Source organism: Lederbergia galactosidilytica (assembly GCF_017873565.1).
In the GTDB taxonomy this organism is placed as follows: domain Bacteria; phylum Bacillota; class Bacilli; order Bacillales; family Bacillaceae_C; genus Lederbergia; species Lederbergia galactosidilytica.
Window position 1 is genome coordinate 1 of the sequence record NZ_JAGGKH010000018.1, and the last position, 16,599, is coordinate 16,599.

At 36.2% G+C, this 16,599-nt stretch carries 19 protein-coding genes; 7 read left to right on the plus strand and 12 right to left on the minus strand.

All coding sequences use genetic code 11. The features are described 5' to 3' along the window. Nucleotides 1-335: 335 nt before the first annotated feature. On the minus strand, nucleotides 336-1,202 hold the full coding sequence (locus J2Z23_RS16945; protein WP_057989169.1) for a nucleotidyltransferase-like protein: 867 nt from the start codon (nucleotides 1,200-1,202) through the stop codon (nucleotides 336-338). A gap of 229 nt (nucleotides 1,203-1,431) precedes the next feature. Here J2Z23_RS16945 and J2Z23_RS16950 point away from each other — a divergent pair, with 229 nt between their 5' ends. Further along, entirely contained in the window at nucleotides 1,432-1,785 is a 354-nt protein-coding gene (locus tag J2Z23_RS16950; RefSeq protein WP_057989171.1) for a YgzB family protein, read from the plus strand. 194 nt (nucleotides 1,786-1,979) lie between these two features. After that, nucleotides 1,980-2,558: a YesL family protein gene (locus tag J2Z23_RS16955; protein ID WP_338018444.1), complete on the plus strand. Its 579-nt coding sequence runs from the start codon at nucleotides 1,980-1,982 to the stop codon at nucleotides 2,556-2,558. A 196-nt stretch (nucleotides 2,559-2,754) separates the two neighbouring features. On the opposite strand, the gene perR is transcribed toward J2Z23_RS16955, so the two are convergent. The 4 genes from perR to J2Z23_RS16975 form a co-directional block, all read right to left on the minus strand. After that, nucleotides 2,755-3,192 carry a peroxide-responsive transcriptional repressor PerR gene (gene perR, locus J2Z23_RS16960; RefSeq protein ID WP_128738421.1) on the minus strand — a complete coding sequence of 146 codons (438 nt, stop codon included), beginning with the start codon at nucleotides 3,190-3,192 and terminating at the stop codon, nucleotides 2,755-2,757. 97 nt (nucleotides 3,193-3,289) lie between these two features. Beyond that, nucleotides 3,290-3,835 (minus strand): cob(I)yrinic acid a,c-diamide adenosyltransferase, encoded by a 546-nt coding sequence (locus J2Z23_RS16965; protein WP_057989177.1) that lies wholly within the window; start codon nucleotides 3,833-3,835, stop codon nucleotides 3,290-3,292. A gap of 199 nt (nucleotides 3,836-4,034) precedes the next feature. Beyond that, nucleotides 4,035-4,508, minus strand: coding sequence for a thioredoxin-dependent thiol peroxidase (gene bcp, locus J2Z23_RS16970; RefSeq protein ID WP_057989179.1), 474 nt, complete (start codon nucleotides 4,506-4,508; stop codon nucleotides 4,035-4,037). A gap of 77 nt (nucleotides 4,509-4,585) precedes the next feature. Beyond that, a complete protein-coding gene (locus J2Z23_RS16975; protein WP_057989181.1) occupies nucleotides 4,586-4,993 on the minus strand; it encodes a potassium channel family protein in 408 nt (135 codons plus the stop codon). Nucleotides 4,994-5,532: 539 nt separating this feature from the next. Between J2Z23_RS16975 and J2Z23_RS16980 the strand changes: the two genes are divergently transcribed. Continuing rightward, a complete protein-coding gene (locus J2Z23_RS16980; protein ID WP_274387279.1) occupies nucleotides 5,533-6,828 on the plus strand; it encodes a glutamate-1-semialdehyde 2,1-aminomutase in 1,296 nt (431 codons plus the stop codon). A gap of 121 nt (nucleotides 6,829-6,949) precedes the next feature. Then, a complete protein-coding gene (locus J2Z23_RS16985) occupies nucleotides 6,950-8,023 on the plus strand; it encodes an FUSC family protein (RefSeq protein WP_318249322.1) in 1,074 nt (357 codons plus the stop codon). Between the two features lie 66 nt (nucleotides 8,024-8,089). Here J2Z23_RS16985 and J2Z23_RS16990 read toward each other — a convergent pair whose 3' ends face one another. From J2Z23_RS16990 to mutY, 5 genes are all read right to left on the minus strand, one after another. Continuing rightward, complete coding sequence (locus J2Z23_RS16990; RefSeq protein WP_209974654.1) at nucleotides 8,090-9,838, minus strand: ABC transporter ATP-binding protein; 1,749 nt, start codon at nucleotides 9,836-9,838, stop codon at nucleotides 8,090-8,092. Between the two features lie 443 nt (nucleotides 9,839-10,281). Continuing rightward, nucleotides 10,282-10,812: a nucleoside tri-diphosphate phosphatase gene (ntdP, locus tag J2Z23_RS16995; RefSeq protein ID WP_057989188.1), complete on the minus strand. Its 531-nt coding sequence runs from the start codon at nucleotides 10,810-10,812 to the stop codon at nucleotides 10,282-10,284. 444 nt (nucleotides 10,813-11,256) lie between these two features. Next, nucleotides 11,257-11,451 carry a gamma-type small acid-soluble spore protein gene (locus J2Z23_RS17000; protein WP_420795693.1) on the minus strand — a complete coding sequence of 65 codons (195 nt, stop codon included), beginning with the start codon at nucleotides 11,449-11,451 and terminating at the stop codon, nucleotides 11,257-11,259. Between the two features lie 83 nt (nucleotides 11,452-11,534). Beyond that, on the minus strand, nucleotides 11,535-12,308 hold the full coding sequence (fabL, locus tag J2Z23_RS17005; protein WP_209974657.1) for an enoyl-[acyl-carrier-protein] reductase FabL: 774 nt from the start codon (nucleotides 12,306-12,308) through the stop codon (nucleotides 11,535-11,537). Between the two features lie 146 nt (nucleotides 12,309-12,454). Beyond that, nucleotides 12,455-13,570, minus strand: coding sequence for an A/G-specific adenine glycosylase (gene mutY, locus J2Z23_RS17010; RefSeq protein ID WP_057989197.1), 1,116 nt, complete (start codon nucleotides 13,568-13,570; stop codon nucleotides 12,455-12,457). A gap of 150 nt (nucleotides 13,571-13,720) precedes the next feature. Here mutY and J2Z23_RS17015 point away from each other — a divergent pair, with 150 nt between their 5' ends. The 3 genes from J2Z23_RS17015 (at nucleotide 13,721) to J2Z23_RS17025 (ending at nucleotide 15,168) form a co-directional block, all read left to right on the plus strand. After that, nucleotides 13,721-14,701: a metal-dependent hydrolase gene (locus J2Z23_RS17015; protein ID WP_057989198.1), complete on the plus strand. Its 981-nt coding sequence runs from the start codon at nucleotides 13,721-13,723 to the stop codon at nucleotides 14,699-14,701. A 72-nt stretch (nucleotides 14,702-14,773) separates the two neighbouring features. Beyond that, nucleotides 14,774-14,977: a small, acid-soluble spore protein K gene (locus J2Z23_RS17020; protein WP_082881194.1), complete on the plus strand. Its 204-nt coding sequence runs from the start codon at nucleotides 14,774-14,776 to the stop codon at nucleotides 14,975-14,977. Between the two features lie 26 nt (nucleotides 14,978-15,003). Then, complete coding sequence (locus tag J2Z23_RS17025) at nucleotides 15,004-15,168, plus strand: YpzG family protein (protein WP_082881195.1); 165 nt, start codon at nucleotides 15,004-15,006, stop codon at nucleotides 15,166-15,168. 45 nt (nucleotides 15,169-15,213) lie between these two features. Here the strand turns inward: J2Z23_RS17025 and J2Z23_RS17030 are convergent, their stop codons facing one another. Continuing rightward, the gene (locus J2Z23_RS17030) at nucleotides 15,214-15,534 is read right to left on the minus strand and encodes a YfhH family protein (protein ID WP_174517109.1); all 321 of its coding nucleotides are present in this window, start codon (nucleotides 15,532-15,534) and stop codon (nucleotides 15,214-15,216) included. 13 nt (nucleotides 15,535-15,547) lie between these two features. Next, nucleotides 15,548-16,339, minus strand: a complete 792-nt coding sequence (gene recX / locus J2Z23_RS17035) for a recombination regulator RecX (protein WP_209974658.1) — start codon at nucleotides 16,337-16,339, stop codon at nucleotides 15,548-15,550. Nucleotides 16,340-16,599: the final 260 nt, after the last annotated feature.

Genomic DNA, 16,599 nt, shown 5'->3' on the forward strand with positions numbered 1-16,599 from the left:
CTCATATGATGTACAGGATGTACAAACAAAGGCGTTACCACAGGACGTGGTGATCTTAGCCTTTGAACATTTGAGATAGTTTTCCTTCTCAATTGTTGGCAATGGTCCGCGACCATTTATCCATGATTTATTGACGTTCGTTTCGTTCAGTTTTCAAAGATCAAATTCTTGCCCGCCGCCTCAACAGCGACTTTCTTATAATACATCTTTCAAATCAGAAAGTCAAGAACTTTTTTTATTTCGTTGTGTGCTGTTTTTCTTTTGCTCATCAGCGACGTTTACTACTATAACAAGAATCTTACTCTTCGTCAACACTTTTATTAAAAAATATTATTTTATTTCATTTTATATTTAATATGGAATAGTCTAGGAGTTTTCGATTCTACTTGAACAAGCTCTATTACTTCTTTTTCAACGAGATATTCAATCAATATATTTAGATCAGTTCCATAATAAATTAGTTCAGGATGAGATTTAATTTCGTTCATACTCCAATCAGATTGCATTTTTAATATTTTTTCTAAATGCTTAATCCCTGATGAAGTCCTAGAGTAAATTAGAAACTCACTTGCGATAAAAAGTAGTTCTAACCTTTTTTCAATCGGTTCTTCACTTTTAGTAAGTTCTTCATATAACTTATATATTTCCGGGTCTAACTGTTTTACTTGATTCCAAACGGTGAGTTCAGGGTGCAAACCTTTTTCTATAATGGCTAAGCGCGCAAGATGATGTAAGGAGTGAATTGTATGATTAAAAGCATCCATAAACTGTTTCGTTTCAAAGAAGCCTTTCGCCATCCAATATCTCCTAATTAATTTAGCAAATTCAATTCCTGTTTTTATTTCTCTTTCATATAATGGAAAATCTTTAAATTCATTTTGGAGATTAGAAAGATAATCATTTTTATCGAATAAAATCTTACCTACATGAACCCATTCCACTATTTTTCTATTTGTTCCTAGTAATAACCATTCTTTCAATTGTTGATCACTTACAATTTGCAGAGCAATTTTAAGATCCTCGAATCGATAATGCTTCAGGATTGTGGGTTCTTTCTCTATATCATAAACAATCACTAATAAAATAATATCAAAGTTGTTTGTAATGGCAGGGATATGAGGTTTCTTATAGATTTGTAAAACCCCAAGAGAATTTTCCATACTCGCACGCTCTTGATATATATGTCTTAAGATATCCTCCATCGCATTCTACCCCCAAATAAGAAATAATATGATTTAAACTATAGATTTCGACATTTTTCAATGAATTCCTTCTAATTGAAATGACCCTAAAACAAATAAATCTTAGTACCTATAATTTTTATTCTATTTTATATTAAAGCATTTTTTATTTTTAATCATGTATGATTGAGTAATTAATGGAACCTTCAACCTTGATTATGGTATAGTTTATTTTCAGGAGGGCTTTATCATGGCAAAAAAGTATTCTAGTAAAATAAATAAGATCCGTTCTTTTGCATTAGGTTTAATTTTTATTGGTTTCATTATTATGTATATCGGCATTTTCTTCAAAAACCATCCATTAGTCATGACAATTTTCATGCTACTTGGATTGCTCGCTATCGTTGCAAGTACGTTCATCTATTTTTGGATTGGAATGCTTTCGACTAAGGCAGTTCAAGTTGTCTGTCCGAATTGCGGTAAACCTACAAAAATTTTAGGTAGAGTGGACATGTGTATGTATTGTCGTGAGCCACTAACTATAGATCCAAATCTTGAAGGTGTCGAATTCGATGAAAAATACAATCGTAAAAGCAGAAAATAAAACAGTTGTAATTTGAGGGTGGTTTCCACTCTCTTTTTTATATTTTAATCTATTTGCTAGTTTACGAAATTCGTTTTCCGAAATCTCGTTCCAGAAACGAAATATTCGTGTTATAATGATAGAAATTAATTTAATAGATAGTTGGTGAGACATTGAATATTTTAAACAGCAGACTTTACAGTATTTTGGAAACGGTGTCTTTTTTCTTCCTTCTAAACATCCTTTGGTTTATTATGTGTCTTCCAATCATTACGATTTTTCCAGCAACGGCTGCGATGTTCGGAGTGGTTCGGCAGTATGTAATGAAGAAAGATTCAGCCGTATTTATACCTTTTTTCCGTTTCTTTAAAGATAATTTTAAACAAAGCTTTATATTAGGGATTATTACTTTTGTGTTCATCTATGTCTTCTACATTGATTTTATGTTGATCAGCACTTTAGGCAATGTGATGCAAAACCTTTTGTTAGCCTCTTTGTTTCTAATTGCTCTTATTGGAACTTTAACATTCATTTATATTTTTCCAATGATGGTCCATTATAAATTAACTTTATGGGCGGCTATTAAAAATTCCTTTTTTTTCTCGATAAAGTATTTCCCAACTACACTTTTATCGATTATTTTTATAGGACTTATGCTTGTTGTCTTATACTATATGCCAGTGGCTTTTCTTGCTATCTTTAGCTTTATGGCTTACGTTGTCTTCCTAATTTGCTATAGTCGTTTTCATAAAGAAGGAGAACTCGCGAAAAAGCATCAGTTAGCACAGGAATGAGTGAAAGCTTTTGATAATCATATCTTTGTCATAAAACGTTGAATTTTACTGAAAGCAGAAAGAACTGGCTCCTCATATTACGGTATAAGGTAGTTTGGTTTTTCTTTGGTGAAAAAGCCTCATTTTTATAATCTGCAATAAAAAACAGCAACCTATTTATACTTAGGTTGCTGTTTTAATTCCACACTTAGATTGATTAATGTGTCTTTTTATTATGACAGTCAGGACAAACACCATAAATTTCCATTCTATGTGAGTCCACCTCAAAACCAGTAACATGCGCGGCTAATTGCTCCACATCATCAAGTCCTGGATAATGAAAGTCAACAATTTTTCCACAATGCTCACAAATGGCATGATAGTGGTCAGATGTAACGAAATCAAACCTACTTGAGGCATCTCCATACGTAAGCTCTTTGACTAAGCCTGCTTCACGAAAAACACGTAAATTATTATAAACGGTTGCAACACTCATGTTTGGAAATTTGCCTTCAAGTGCTTTATAAATATCGTCTGCAGTTGGGTGTGTCATCGACTGGACAAGAAATTCCAAAATCGCATGACGCTGGGGAGTAATTCGAACTCCAGTTTCTTTTAATGTATGGATCGCTTCTTTTAATTGATGTTCGGACACCGTCATGCACCTCTTTTCTAACATAAAATTAATTATCTATTTATAATTCTTATAATTAAGTGTACTAAAAAATACACTATTCGTCAATGTATCCACTTTAATCATGAAGCTGCATTTCTTCGTAACCTAAAATATGATTCACATATCGAGCAGCTACAAATAATAAATCTGATAGGCGATTTAAATAAGGTAGGACGGATTTATTTTGCAGCTCTACTGCAACGGCCAGTCGTTCCGCTCTTCTTACAACGGTTCTTGCTGTATGTAATGCGGCACCAGCTGGATGTCCTCCCGGCAAAATGAATTTGTTAAGGGGTGGGATTTTTCCCTCCCACTGATCAATCATTTTTTCAAGTTCGAGCACATCTTTTTCAGTGACTTTCCATGCCACCTCTTTTTCCGGTGGGGTAGACAACTCTGCTCCTACATGGAAGAGCATCGTTTGGATTTTGTGAAAGTTTTCTTTTATTTGGTTAACCTCATCATTTTCTATATCAAGTAAATAACTTAAAGCAAGTCCAATCATTGAATTAGCCTCATCACAAGTTCCATATGCATCTACTCGAATATCATGCTTAGAAATTCGCGTTCCATACACTAAAGATGTTGTCCCTTTGTCACCTGTCTTTGTATATATCTTCATTATATTCCCTCACTTTATATTCATGAATAAACTTAAAATAAAAAGTGGGCTGAAATGAATCAGCCCGAAAAATTTATATGCAATGAGGAGGTATGCCCTACTTTACTTTATGCGCGGGTGCTCATTTAGAATGGACAACAGCCGGCTTTTTCAAAAAATAGGCCATTATTTTTCTCCGTTTTCCATTACTGGCTACACATTATGATAAAGTTGTTTGAATAAATTCTAATGCCTCTTCCACATGACCACTTACTTTGACTTTACGCCACTCTTTGCAAAGCTTACCCTCTTTATCAATAATAAAAGTTGAGCGTTCAATTCCCATAAATTCTTTACCGAACATTTTCTTTGGCTTCCAGACACCAAATTTCTCAGCTACTGCATGTTCATTATCAACAAGCAGTAAGAAGGGCAACCCATGCTTATCAATAAATTTTTCATGCTTCTCAAGTGGATCCGCACTTACACCTAAAATTACCGCATCTAATTTAGAAAAGTCTTCATGATGGTCTCGAAAATCGCAGGCTTCTGTCGTACAACCTGGGGTCATATCTTTCGGATAGAAATATAAAACAACATGTTTTTTTCCTCGAAAGTCCGATAAGTTTATCATTTCTCCATTACTCGCTTGCAGGCAAAAATCTGGTGCCATCTCATTCACGGTTACTGGCATAATCAAGTTCCTCCCCTATACATCATTTTATTAAGCGTACAAAAAAACAGACTGGAATTCAAATATTTAATCGAGATTCATTTAGGGGGTTCATAATCTATAAAAGTTCTTACAACAAATGCTGCTGGAATCGTGTAGCCAAGTAATGCCTCAATCATCACAAATAACCGTCCAATTCCAACAGGCACAACATCCCCGTATCCAACTGAAAATAAAGTAATCGCACTTAAATATAAGGAAGTAGCCAAGCGCTCATTCCAACCACTTGATTCTTGAAGCGACGAATCAATTATAATTGTCCATCCTTTAATTTCTAGCAAAAGAAAGAGCAGACCAAAACCAATCATAATCACCGCGTATGTACAGCCTAAAAAGGCAAAGTTTTCAAAGGAAACTTGCTTGTATTTAAAACGATTTGGAATAAACAATAATCGTAATGCTGAAAGAATACAAATAATAACTGCAAAGAAGATGATATACCACATCCAAGTCACCTCTTCCCTTCCCTACAATAATGTTACGAAGTTAATTTTGGAATAGAACTATTAATCTGAAGATGACAGCTTAAAAAACAGTGTCTAGCATTTTAAGTTAGACAAGTCACCTAAAGACTTGTCCAACTAAAACTAAGATTGGTTCCAATGCTAGAGAGAAACTAACTTTCTTATTCCATTATCTTAATTCCCTTTCATTGCGCAGATTTCAAAGAAAGTCTACAATAATAGAAGCTTGGGACTCTAAAAAAGTGGCCTCAATGTGCAACGTCTTGCGCTTTTATTTGCCCCATATCTTAAGAAAGCAGCTGATAAAGCATATAGAGCTTTTGAGTATAAAAACTTGTAGATAATTCTGCCTTGTTTCACTACACATTAGGGCAAGTTGAAACAAGCAATACAGGCGTTGTATTCCGATTTTGTGCATTAGCCGACATTCCATTTGATCGAGAGAATAAATTTAGCTCGCCGGTTTTTAATCTAAAATGCACGATTGTAATTTTAAAACAGCAAGAAAAGGAGTCTTGAAGATGAATTTTGCACAATCAGAAACTATTCAAAAAGAAGCGATGGAACATATTGTTGGAGGAGTAAACAGCCCTTCCCGATCTTACAAGGCTGTTGGCGGTGGAGCCCCAGTAGTCATGGAAAAAGGAAATGGAGCGTATTTATATGATGTAGACGGGAATCGTTATATTGACTTTTTAGGAGCTTACGGACCTATTATTACTGGTCATGCTCATCCGCATATTACAGATGCCATTAAGAAGGCTGCGGAAACTGGCGTGTTGTATGGAACTCCTACTCCACATGAAGTAAAATTTGCCAAAATGATCAAGGAGGCTATTCCCTCCCTTGATAAAGTTCGATTTGTTAATTCCGGTACTGAAGCTGTAATGACGACCATCCGTGTGGCAAGAGCCTACACTGGTAGAGATAAAATTTTAAAATTTGCTGGTTGCTATCATGGGCATTCAGATCTAGTTTTGGTCGCAGCTGGGTCTGGTCCATCACAATTAGGAATGCCTGATTCCGCTGGTGTCCCACAGAGCATAGCGAAGGAAGTCATTACTGTACCTTATAATGATATTGAGGCATTCCGAGAAGCAATTGAAAAATGGGGTCCTGAGCTTGCAGCAGTTCTTACCGAACCTATCGTAGGAAACTTTGGGATTGTTGAGCCTTTGCCAGGGTATCTAGAGGAAGTAAAAAAATTAACTCATCAAGCAGGTGCCCTCTTAATCTTTGATGAAGTAATCACTGCTTTCCGTTTTATGTATGGAGGAGCCCAAAATTTACTTGGTGTCACTCCAGATTTAACAGCACTTGGTAAAATTATTGGTGGTGGACTACCAATTGGAGCCTACGGTGGGAAGAAAGAAATTATGGAGAAAGTTGCTCCGCTTGGCCCAGCTTATCAAGCAGGCACAATGGCCGGAAATCCCGCTTCAATGTTATCAGGTATTGCTTGTTTAGAAGTTTTACAACAAGAAGGAGTTTATGAACAACTTGATCAATTGGGGGCCCTTTTAGAAGCAGGCATTTTAGATGCCGCAGCTAAATATAACATTCCAATTTCGATTAATCGTTTAAAAGGTGCCTTAACGGTTTATTTTACAAAAGAGAAGGTTATAAATTATAATCAAGCAGAAAGTACAGATGGAGAACTTTTCGCAAGATTTTTCAAGCAAATTCTTCACCATGGTATTAATCTTGCTCCATCTAAATATGAAGCTTGGTTTCTTACAACTGCCCATACAAAAGAAGACATCGAGGAGACTATCAAGGCTGTAGAACTCTCATTTGAACAGCTTGCAAAATCTTAATTTTTCATGCCAGAAAAAAACACAGATGTCTATCTTAGTAAGCAATACAGCTAGCTAGGCATCTTGTGTTTAGTCTGTTACTATTCCAAATCTACGTTTCTTATCAACTGAGGAAAGGAAAATGTATATGAAGCTTGGTGCCCGCATGTTAAAAACGGGAATAGCCATTATATTGGCTTTATTAATCGCAGAGCTTCTTCATATTCCAACACCGGCTTTTGTTGGAATTGCAGCTATTTTTGCTATACAGCCAACGATTTATCGGTCTTATTTAACTGTTATTGAACAAATACAAGGTAATATACTTGGAGCCGCTTTAGCTATAGGCTTTGTGCTAGCTTTTGGAAATCATATATTAGTGATTGGTTTGGCAGCTATTGTAGCTATAGGTCTTATGGTTAAATTCAAACTTGAAAATGCGATCCGTCTTGCCCTAGTGACAATCGTAGCTGTAATGGCAGCACCAACTGATGACTTTCTTCAAGTAGCCTTATTACGTTCAGGTTCGATCTTTCTCGGAATTGTCTCATCTTTTATAGTTAATCTAGTTTTTTTGCCACCAAAATATGAAACAAAACTTTTCCAAGGCATATCTTCTGTGACAGAGGATATTATTAAGTGGACAAGATTATCAACTCGCTTTGCCTCCGAAGAGGGCCTTTTAAAAAAAGACTTGGCCCAATTAAAAGAACGTTCTGCAGCAAATAATCAACTATACTCCATGTACAAGGAAGAAAGAAAATACTTCCGCAAAAGTGAGTATTCTAAAGCAAGAAAACTTGTCATCTATCGGCAAATGATTCATGTTAATCAAAACAGTCTAGCCATTTTAAAGCTCCAACATAAGTATGAAAATGTCTTATATCAAGTACCCGAGGATCTGCAAGTTCATACACGGAGAAGGCTTGACTTCTTATTAAGTTATCATGAACAATTATTAATGAAATTTACCGGAAGGGTACGACAGGAAATTGAACTAGACCCCTTTCAAGATGAAAACATAGAAATTAGTCAACTTTTTGATCGCTTTATTAAAGAAGTGAAAAAAGACGATGATCATAATGAGTATCAACCTTATCATCTTATTCACTTTTTCTCTGCTTTACTTGAATATGAAGAGCACCTAGAGCATCTAGATCGGTTAATCCGTTCCTTCCAACTGTATCATAAAAAAGATGCCGTTTATCCAAAGTAAAAAGATGTGGCGAAATATGCCACATCTTTTTATATTTTATTTAGACTATCTAAATATCTATCAGTATCAAACACCCAATTGTTGTACTTCAAATAATCGATAGTAATTCCCTTGTTTTCGCATTAATTCCTCATGCGTTCCAATTTCAGTTATTTGGCCATGCTCAATCAATACAATTCGATCAGCATGAGTAATAGTGGAAAGTCGATGAGCAATAATAAATGTCGTTCTGTCCTTAGCTAATATATCGAGAGCTTCTTGAATTAGATGTTCACTCTCAAGATCAAGTGCTGAGGTAGCTTCATCTAATATTAAAAGCGGTGGATTTTTTAGAAAGACCCTTGCAATTGCAACCCTTTGTTTTTGCCCACCTGATAGCTTAACACCTCTTTCACCAACCATTGTATTATAGCCGTTAGACAACTTCATAATAAAATCATGTGCATTGGCTGCTTTAGCAGCTCGATAAACTTCTTCATCTGTTGCTTCCGGTTTTCCTATTAGAATATTTGCTTTCACGGACTCACTAAACAATATATTGTCCTGGAGTACCATTCCAATCCTATCCCGTAAGCTGCGTACTTTTAATTGGCGAATATCTTCACCATCTAATAACACTCTTCCAGAACTAACATCATAAAATCGAGGAATCAAACTAACTAAGGTCGATTTTCCTCCTCCACTCATACCGACAAATGCAATCGTTTCACCTGCTTGTACTTGTAGATTAATATTTTCTAAAACAGGTTTCTCCTTTTCATCATAGGCAAAAGTAACTTGATCAAATTGAATATCGCCCTTTACTTCCTTCGGTTCCTTTGCACTAGGGCTATCTTCAATATCATATTTTTCATCAGCTAATTGAAATACCCGGTCCATCGAAGCAATCGCTTGAGTTAAGGTTGTGGATGAATTCACTAATCGTCTTAGGGGATTGTATAATCTTTCGACATATCCCATAAAAGCAACTAAAGTTCCAATCGATAGATTGCCGTTAATCACTTGGTAGCCCGAGTATGTAATAACGATTAAAGGGGCTAGGTCCGTAATCGTATTAACAACAGAAAAAGCCTTTGCTGTCCAACTTGTATGAATCAAAGCTCTATTTAAGAAACGACGATTGTTTTTATCAAATTGCTTTTGTTCATAGTCCTCAATCGCAAAACTTTTGATAAGTGACATGCCCGCTACTCTTTCATGCAAATAGCTTTGGACTTGTGCAAGTGCTTGAGATCGTTCACGAGTAAGTTTTCGCAAATTACCAAAGAAATAACGGACAGAAATAATGTAAAACGGAAAAACTGCTAAGGAAACAAGCGTTAAGGGAACATCAAGGGAGACCATGATCCCAATTGCAATTAAAACAGTTGCCGCATCAAGCCAGAGATTCATTAATCCAGTAATCACAAAATCCTTCGTTTGTTCTACATCATTAATGACTCGTGAAATAATCTCTCCTGCTCGAGTATTGGAATAAAATTTAAAACTTAATTTCTGGATGTGCGTAAATAAACGATCACGTATATCATATAGCACTTTATTGGCTGTCCACTGGGCAAAATATTGTCTAAAATATTCAACAGGTGGCCTAATAACAATAAAAAGTGTAAACATAATGCCCATCGTCCAAAATAAATGAGTTGTTTTTTCCGCTGTGGTCATATTTTCCGCACTAATAACATCATCAATCACATACTTCATTAACATAGGAATGAGAAGTGGAATTGCAAATTTGATAACACCAATAATAAGTGTCCAAAATATTCTCCAACGATAAGGTTTAACAAATTTTAAATATCTTCTAATAACTCCCAATCAAAATCCACTCCTAGCTTAAAATAGCGAAAGGCGGTTGCTCAGGGACGACAAGCAAATGTTCCTGAACCATAGAAGGGTGATTTTTCCCTTCGTTGGTTCAGGGTTATTTGACCTCGAGTCCCTACCGCCTGTAGCTAGACAAATAGAAAAGCGTAAACGCCTGTTAGCAACGTACAAACTTTGGTCATAAGGTTGAACGGCTAAAGGGCGCGCCCTCCTGGCGCAACGCCGTTCTGACCAACATCCTGTTGACCTGATAAAGGAAACACGATAAACCCAAAGGGTGAATCGATATTGACTTATCGTAGGAAGGCACCGAAAGTTTGCTTGGCGCTAGGCGCCGGAGCTAGACAATAGAAAGCATAAGCGCCTGTTTAAAGAATGGGCGGTTAAATATACAACATCTGACGCACCGTTCCTTTGAACTTAACCGTACCGAACTAACTTCTGTAACTTAAATAACGATCATACCAAATATCAATAAAATCAGCGGCGAATGGCCCTTTCCTCTGTCGAATCCAAGAAATAAGCTTTTGCACATTTCTTTTTAATATATGGTCGATTTCTTCAGGGTAGCCCATATGTAATCGATTGTATTCGTATTCATCCTCATCTAGAAGAGAATATGTCATATCTGGAAATACCTTGATATCCAAGTCATAATCGATATATTTTAAGGCCTCCACATCTACAACAAACGGAGATCCAAGATTACAATAATAATAAATCCCATCATCTCTGATCATGCCGATAATATTGAACCATAAATCAGTGTGAAAATAGGTGATGGCTGGTTCACGGGTGATCCATGTTCTACCATCCGATTCCGTTACTAAAGTATGGTCATTTCCACCAATTAGCAAATGACTATTAGCTTTTAACACTTTTGTTTCTTCCCAAACGCGGTGTAAATGACCATCATGTTTGTAACTATGTATTTGTATATTCTCTCCTTCAACTGGAATTTGCATTAATTTCTCCTACTTTCTCTCTCCCTGTACAATAGTTTTTCTAAAATGAAATATGAATATTTTTATTATAACGTTTTTCTTCCCTGTTTAAAACCAATCCGTTTGCACATTTCCCATTAAGAAGCGAAGGGATTGTGCCTTGATTGGCCTAACATGTAATGTTTTAAGTCAAGCAAAGGACGGTTGACTTTTTTATTGTTAAGTTCTATTATGGATAATCATGTAGAAATCAAGCGTATGAGGAATGACTAGTAAAGGGATATATGAGATTACTATGGCTCATAAGCAAATAGGATTATCACTTGACCACGAAAAGGGAAAATATTCTATATGTGTTTTATACTTTTATTCCCTTAAAAAGATGGATGATGTCTATTTTTTACAAATGGAATGGAATAGAATAAGGGTCTAACTTTCGCATGAAAGTTAGACCCTTATTGGACATTATTGTTGTCCGTAATTTCCTGCGTTATTTGCTTTGTTTGCTTCTGCCTTTTTATTACGCTCTTTTACAGATTGAACATCTGTTTCGCTAGCGAATTCAGCCCCATAATTTCCTTGTGCACTAGCTGCGTTTTGTTGTTTTACTTGTTCAACGTTTGTACCCGCTTTTGATTTTTTGTTTGCCAATGGTATCACCTCCACGTTTGTTAATGTAACCAAACGTGAAATTTTAATCCCAAAAAAGCAAAAAAATTTTTTTCTAATAATTATGGCTAGCTTTACACAAGAATTGAGCGTCCACCATCAACTATAATCGTTTGACCTCTAATCATCCAAGCATCGTCAGAAACTAGGAATAAGATTGTTTTTACAATATCATCAATTTCAACCATTCGTCCTGCTGGGGTATGTTTTCTTGCATCCTCCAGCAATTCCTCACGGTTTGGGAAATGTTTTAAAGCATCAGTATCAATCGCTCCACCAGAAACAGCATTCACGACAATATTTTTAGGGGCTAATTCAACAGCTAAATATCTTGTAAGTGACTCCACAGCAGCTTTTGATACACCCACATTTGTGTAATTCTCTAAATAACGAATAGAGCCAAGCGAGCTTAAACTAACGATTTTGCCCCCACCTGTTTTTTCCATTAATTTGGCTGCTTCTTGAGCACAGAAAAGCACGCCTTTTCCATTAATATTCATCGTCCAGTTCCAATGTGTTTCCTCGATTTCCATGATAGGACGCAAAACTCCTGAAGCTGCATTGTTTATTAATACATCTAATCTTCCAAATTCCTGATCAATCGTGGCAAACATCGCCTTAATTTTCTCAACATCGCCTATATTGGCCCGGACAAGAAGAGCTTTTCTGCCTATTTTCTCGATTTCCTCCGCGATTTCCATAGCCGCTTTTTTACTACGTGCATAGTTTACAACAATATCATATCCTAGGTGAGCAAGAGCGATTGCCGTCGCTTTCCCTACACCGCGACTACTTCCTGTGACAAGTGCTACTTTATTCATTTTTTCATCTACCTTTCTTTTTCTCATGCAGTATAATTTTACCTTGTTGTCGTTCCTTGAACAACGATGAGTCACTTAATTCTCTTTTTCCTGTCATACAACTATTTCTTAGCATGCTGAAACGGCACAGGATGCTCCACTACAAGTTGAGGATCTATCATTAGATATTATCGTTATTCACCGGATTTTTGAGTATCCTTATATGCTTTCCAAATTTTTTGATGTGGCACAGGGAAAGCGAGTGCCTCCAGTTCCTGTTCTGTTACAAGCCGAACCCCATCCTGAAGGTTCACTGTTTTAGCAATCTCACCAGCAAAGACATCCATCGACCATTTTAAATGAGAAAAGACATGATCAACATGTGTAAAACTCCCAGTTTCAAGCTGAATCTCAGTATCGTATTGCTGCTCCAAATAACGGGAAAGTGCTTGTCTTTGGGTAGAATATTGCTTATTCACGGTTACTTCCATTGTAGGAAATTCCCAGAGATTGGCTAGCAGACCTTCATTTGGTCTTTTACGAATAAGGTAGAGATTGTCAGCGGTTTTTAACACCGCAGATAATAATGAAATATTCTTCACTGACTTTTTACGAGTCTTGACTGGCAATACTTGTTCCTTTCCATTCGCATAGGCTTGACAATGCTCTCTTACTGGGCAAAGCAGACATGCTGGAGATGTCGGCGTACAGATAAGTGCTCCTAATTCCATTAAAGCCTGATTAAAGTAAGATGGATTCGATTGATCAATTAATGTTCGCACAGCTGCTTCAAATATTTTTCTAGTGGAAGGTTTTGCTATATCTGCTTCAATCAATAAGATTCGGGATAAAACACGCATAACATTTCCATCTACAGCTGGTTCAGGTTTCCCATAAGCTATGCTTAGAATGGCACCTGCCGTATAAGGGCCAACACCTTTTAATTTAGAAATTTCTTTTGGTGTATCTGGCACTATTCCATTGTATTTCTCTACCACTTCTTTTACAGCTGAATGTAAATTTCGAACACGGGAATAGTATCCAAGACCCTCCCATATTTTTAAAACAGCTTCTTCATCCGCGGCAGCGAATTCTTCCATCGTGGGAAATTCCTCCATAAACCGTTCAAAATATGGAATGACTGTGTCAACCCTTGTTTGTTGTAACATAATCTCAGATACCCATACCTTATATGGTTGATTATCTTTTCGCCACGGAAGATCACGTTGTTCTTCTACAAACCAATTCAACAAATCTTCACGAAATTGTTGAATATTCATTTCTTGATGTTCTAACTTAGATTCTTCCATATTTAACGCTCCTACATGTTAATTTATATCCTTTTTAGGGAAACATATAAATGATCAGACTTTGAGTCCGTATTGCATTCTATATTTTTTTAAAATAAGATTAAAACATAGGGAAAAAATCATAACACCCTTTTTCAAGGAGGATTTAGATTGGATACTGCCACTCATATTGCTATGGGTGTTGCGATTGGTGGACTCGCTACCCTAGATCCTGTTGTTGCTGAAAGCACCGCCAATACTCACAGTGTTTTAGTAGCGGCCATCATTGGATCGCAAATACCTGATATTGATACATTTTTAAAATTACGTAATAATGCCGTTTATATAAGGAATCACCGTGGAGTAACCCACTCTATCCCAGCAATTTTATTATGGCCACTTCTTGTAACGGCCTTGGTTGCCTTAATTTTTCCTGAAGCCAACTTATTTCATTTATGGCTTTGGTCCTTTATAGCTGTTTTTTTACATGTGTTTGTTGATATTTTCAACGCATATGGAACACAAGCATTAAGGCCATTTTCGGCAAATTGGGTCGCATTAGGAGTTATTAACACTTTTGATCCAATCATTTTTGGACTACATGTCTTAGCCATTTTCATTTGGGCATTGGGAGCGGCACCGGGATACACATTTTTAACACTGTATATTGTAGTCTTTTTCTACTATATTCTGCGGTTTATTATGCAGAAAGTCGTAAAGTCAGCTGTATTAAAATCAATCCCAGATGCTAAACAAATTATTATTGCACCTACCATGCATTTTAACCAATGGCGATTAGCCGTGATTTCAAAAGAGTTTTTCTACGTTGGCCGAGCGTTTAAACGTTCGATCACAATCTTTGATAAGTTCAAACGGATTCCTGTTCCGGAAACACCCGAAATTGAAGCAGCAAAACTCGATAAAAATGTTTCAGCTTTTTTATCTTTCTCTCCTGTTTATCGTTGGGAAATTAAAGATTTCGACGATTATAAGGAAGTGCGGTTCATTGATTTACGATATAGAAGTAATGGGCATTATCCATTTGTAGCCATCGTCCATTTAGATGCCGATCTACGGATCCTCACATCTTATACCGGTTGGATTTATAGTGAGGAAAAACTTAGAAAGAAATTAAATATTATCATGGATTAACAATACAAAAGCTTGTGGTCATCAATCTAAGGTGTATGTTTTCTTCTTTATAACCCATAATAAAGTTGACGAATGAATTCATCGTCAATAAAGGAGGGTATCCCATTGCGTAATAAAGCAAAAGATTTCCCATATAAAAATGAAAACAAATTTGATGGTGAACCACGAGCTAAGGCTGAATATTCTCCAATGCGAGCTGATGGAACAATTAACACTGATCCACAAGGTAGAATGCGTGCATCGGGGAATAGAGAAGGAAACTCCAATCAGTCTTAATTATTCACCAACAAGGAGGATTTTAAATGGGTAAAATCGATGGGAATACACATCAAAACCGTAGTTTAAGTCCTTTTAATCGCGGGTTCTACAATCCGAAAAAAATGAGTTCTCAAGTTAATGGTCAAACAGCATTATCCCAAACAGACATTATTAGGGAAAGAGCTGCTGTAACGAAGTACAAAAAATAAAGAGAATTTCCATCAGTAGGGAGTGTTCCTACTGATGGAAATTTTTTATACTTTTTTAAGTAAGGAAATTGGGAGTGCTTCCTCCTCACCAGAACCATCTAATCGGTATCCCCAAGCAAAAACACCTTTTAAATAATCAACTTTGAAATATGTACCTGGCGCACCTACAACGGCATAAATTTCACTTGGCTTAAAATCGCTAGGATTCAATAAGTAAGCTTCAGCCATCACCGCTCTGCGTTCCAATACAGCGAATTCATTAATCATGCCAAGTTGCTCCGCTTTTCTTGCTTTTTCCTTCATTAAAGCTATTTCTTGTTTAAGTTCCTCATTTGTCATTTCACTGTATTTCTTTTCCCTCTCCATTACAATAATCCCCTTATTCATTTTCATCTAAAAATCGATCAATCATGTCCAATTCAAAACCTTTACGAAATAGAGCTTGCTTCATCTTTTGCCGGTATTCAAATCCATCTAAATGTTGATATTTGCGTTGAGCTTTCTCTCCATGTTTGAGGAGTGTCTGCCATTCCTCATCCTCATCTTTTTCAAAGTCTATTTCTTCTATGGCCACTGAAATGATCGCAAACGAAAAACCTTTCGTTTGAAGGAAATTCTCCAACTTTTGTTTTAATATTTTTTCTGACAGTTTTTTATTTTTTGCAGCATATTTATTCCCTAATTGAATTGCATGCTCAATTTGATCCTCTTTTTTATATAGAGATAAAGCTTCTTCTATGTTTGAATCGGAAATAGCTTTTTGTAACAGCTCTTGTTTTATATTATATGGACCTTTTTTTCCCGCGCTTATTTGCGTGCGAACAAACGCCTTTGCGAATTCCAAGTCATCTACATATTGGTGCTCATGCAATTTTTGCATTACTTGTTCAATTACTTGTATATTCCAATCTTTTTTAGCTAAATGATCCTTAATTTCTCCTTCCGCTCTCATGCGGAATGATAAATAATGGATTGCTTCATTATAGGCTTTTCTAATTTCGTCTTCATATTGTAGCTGAATAACTTCAAAATCAGCTAATTCCTTACCTTTCACTAATCCGTATCGAATTAATATTGCTTCATCCACACTAAAGGCGTATTTCTCATCTAAAAAAAGATTATAGCGATCTGCTCTTTTCTTTTGCGCTGTGATTTTAGTGATGATCGCCATTGCTAATCACCCCTTCATCTTACCTACTGGCTCTATTCTACCATAATATCCTTTAAAGGTTATTTATTAAATCCGGTAAAAGGAGAATCTCATCAAATCCGTGTGGAACCTAGTTATCCTAGGAAAGTCTACTATCTTAAGGTTCAGTTCCAGTTGATGGTCTGTAGTAAATATTGACAAAAACATTTAGAAAATCCAATCAACAGAAATCCTCAGCTCAGATAATAGTCTTTAATGTATACAATTTAATCCACCTCTTG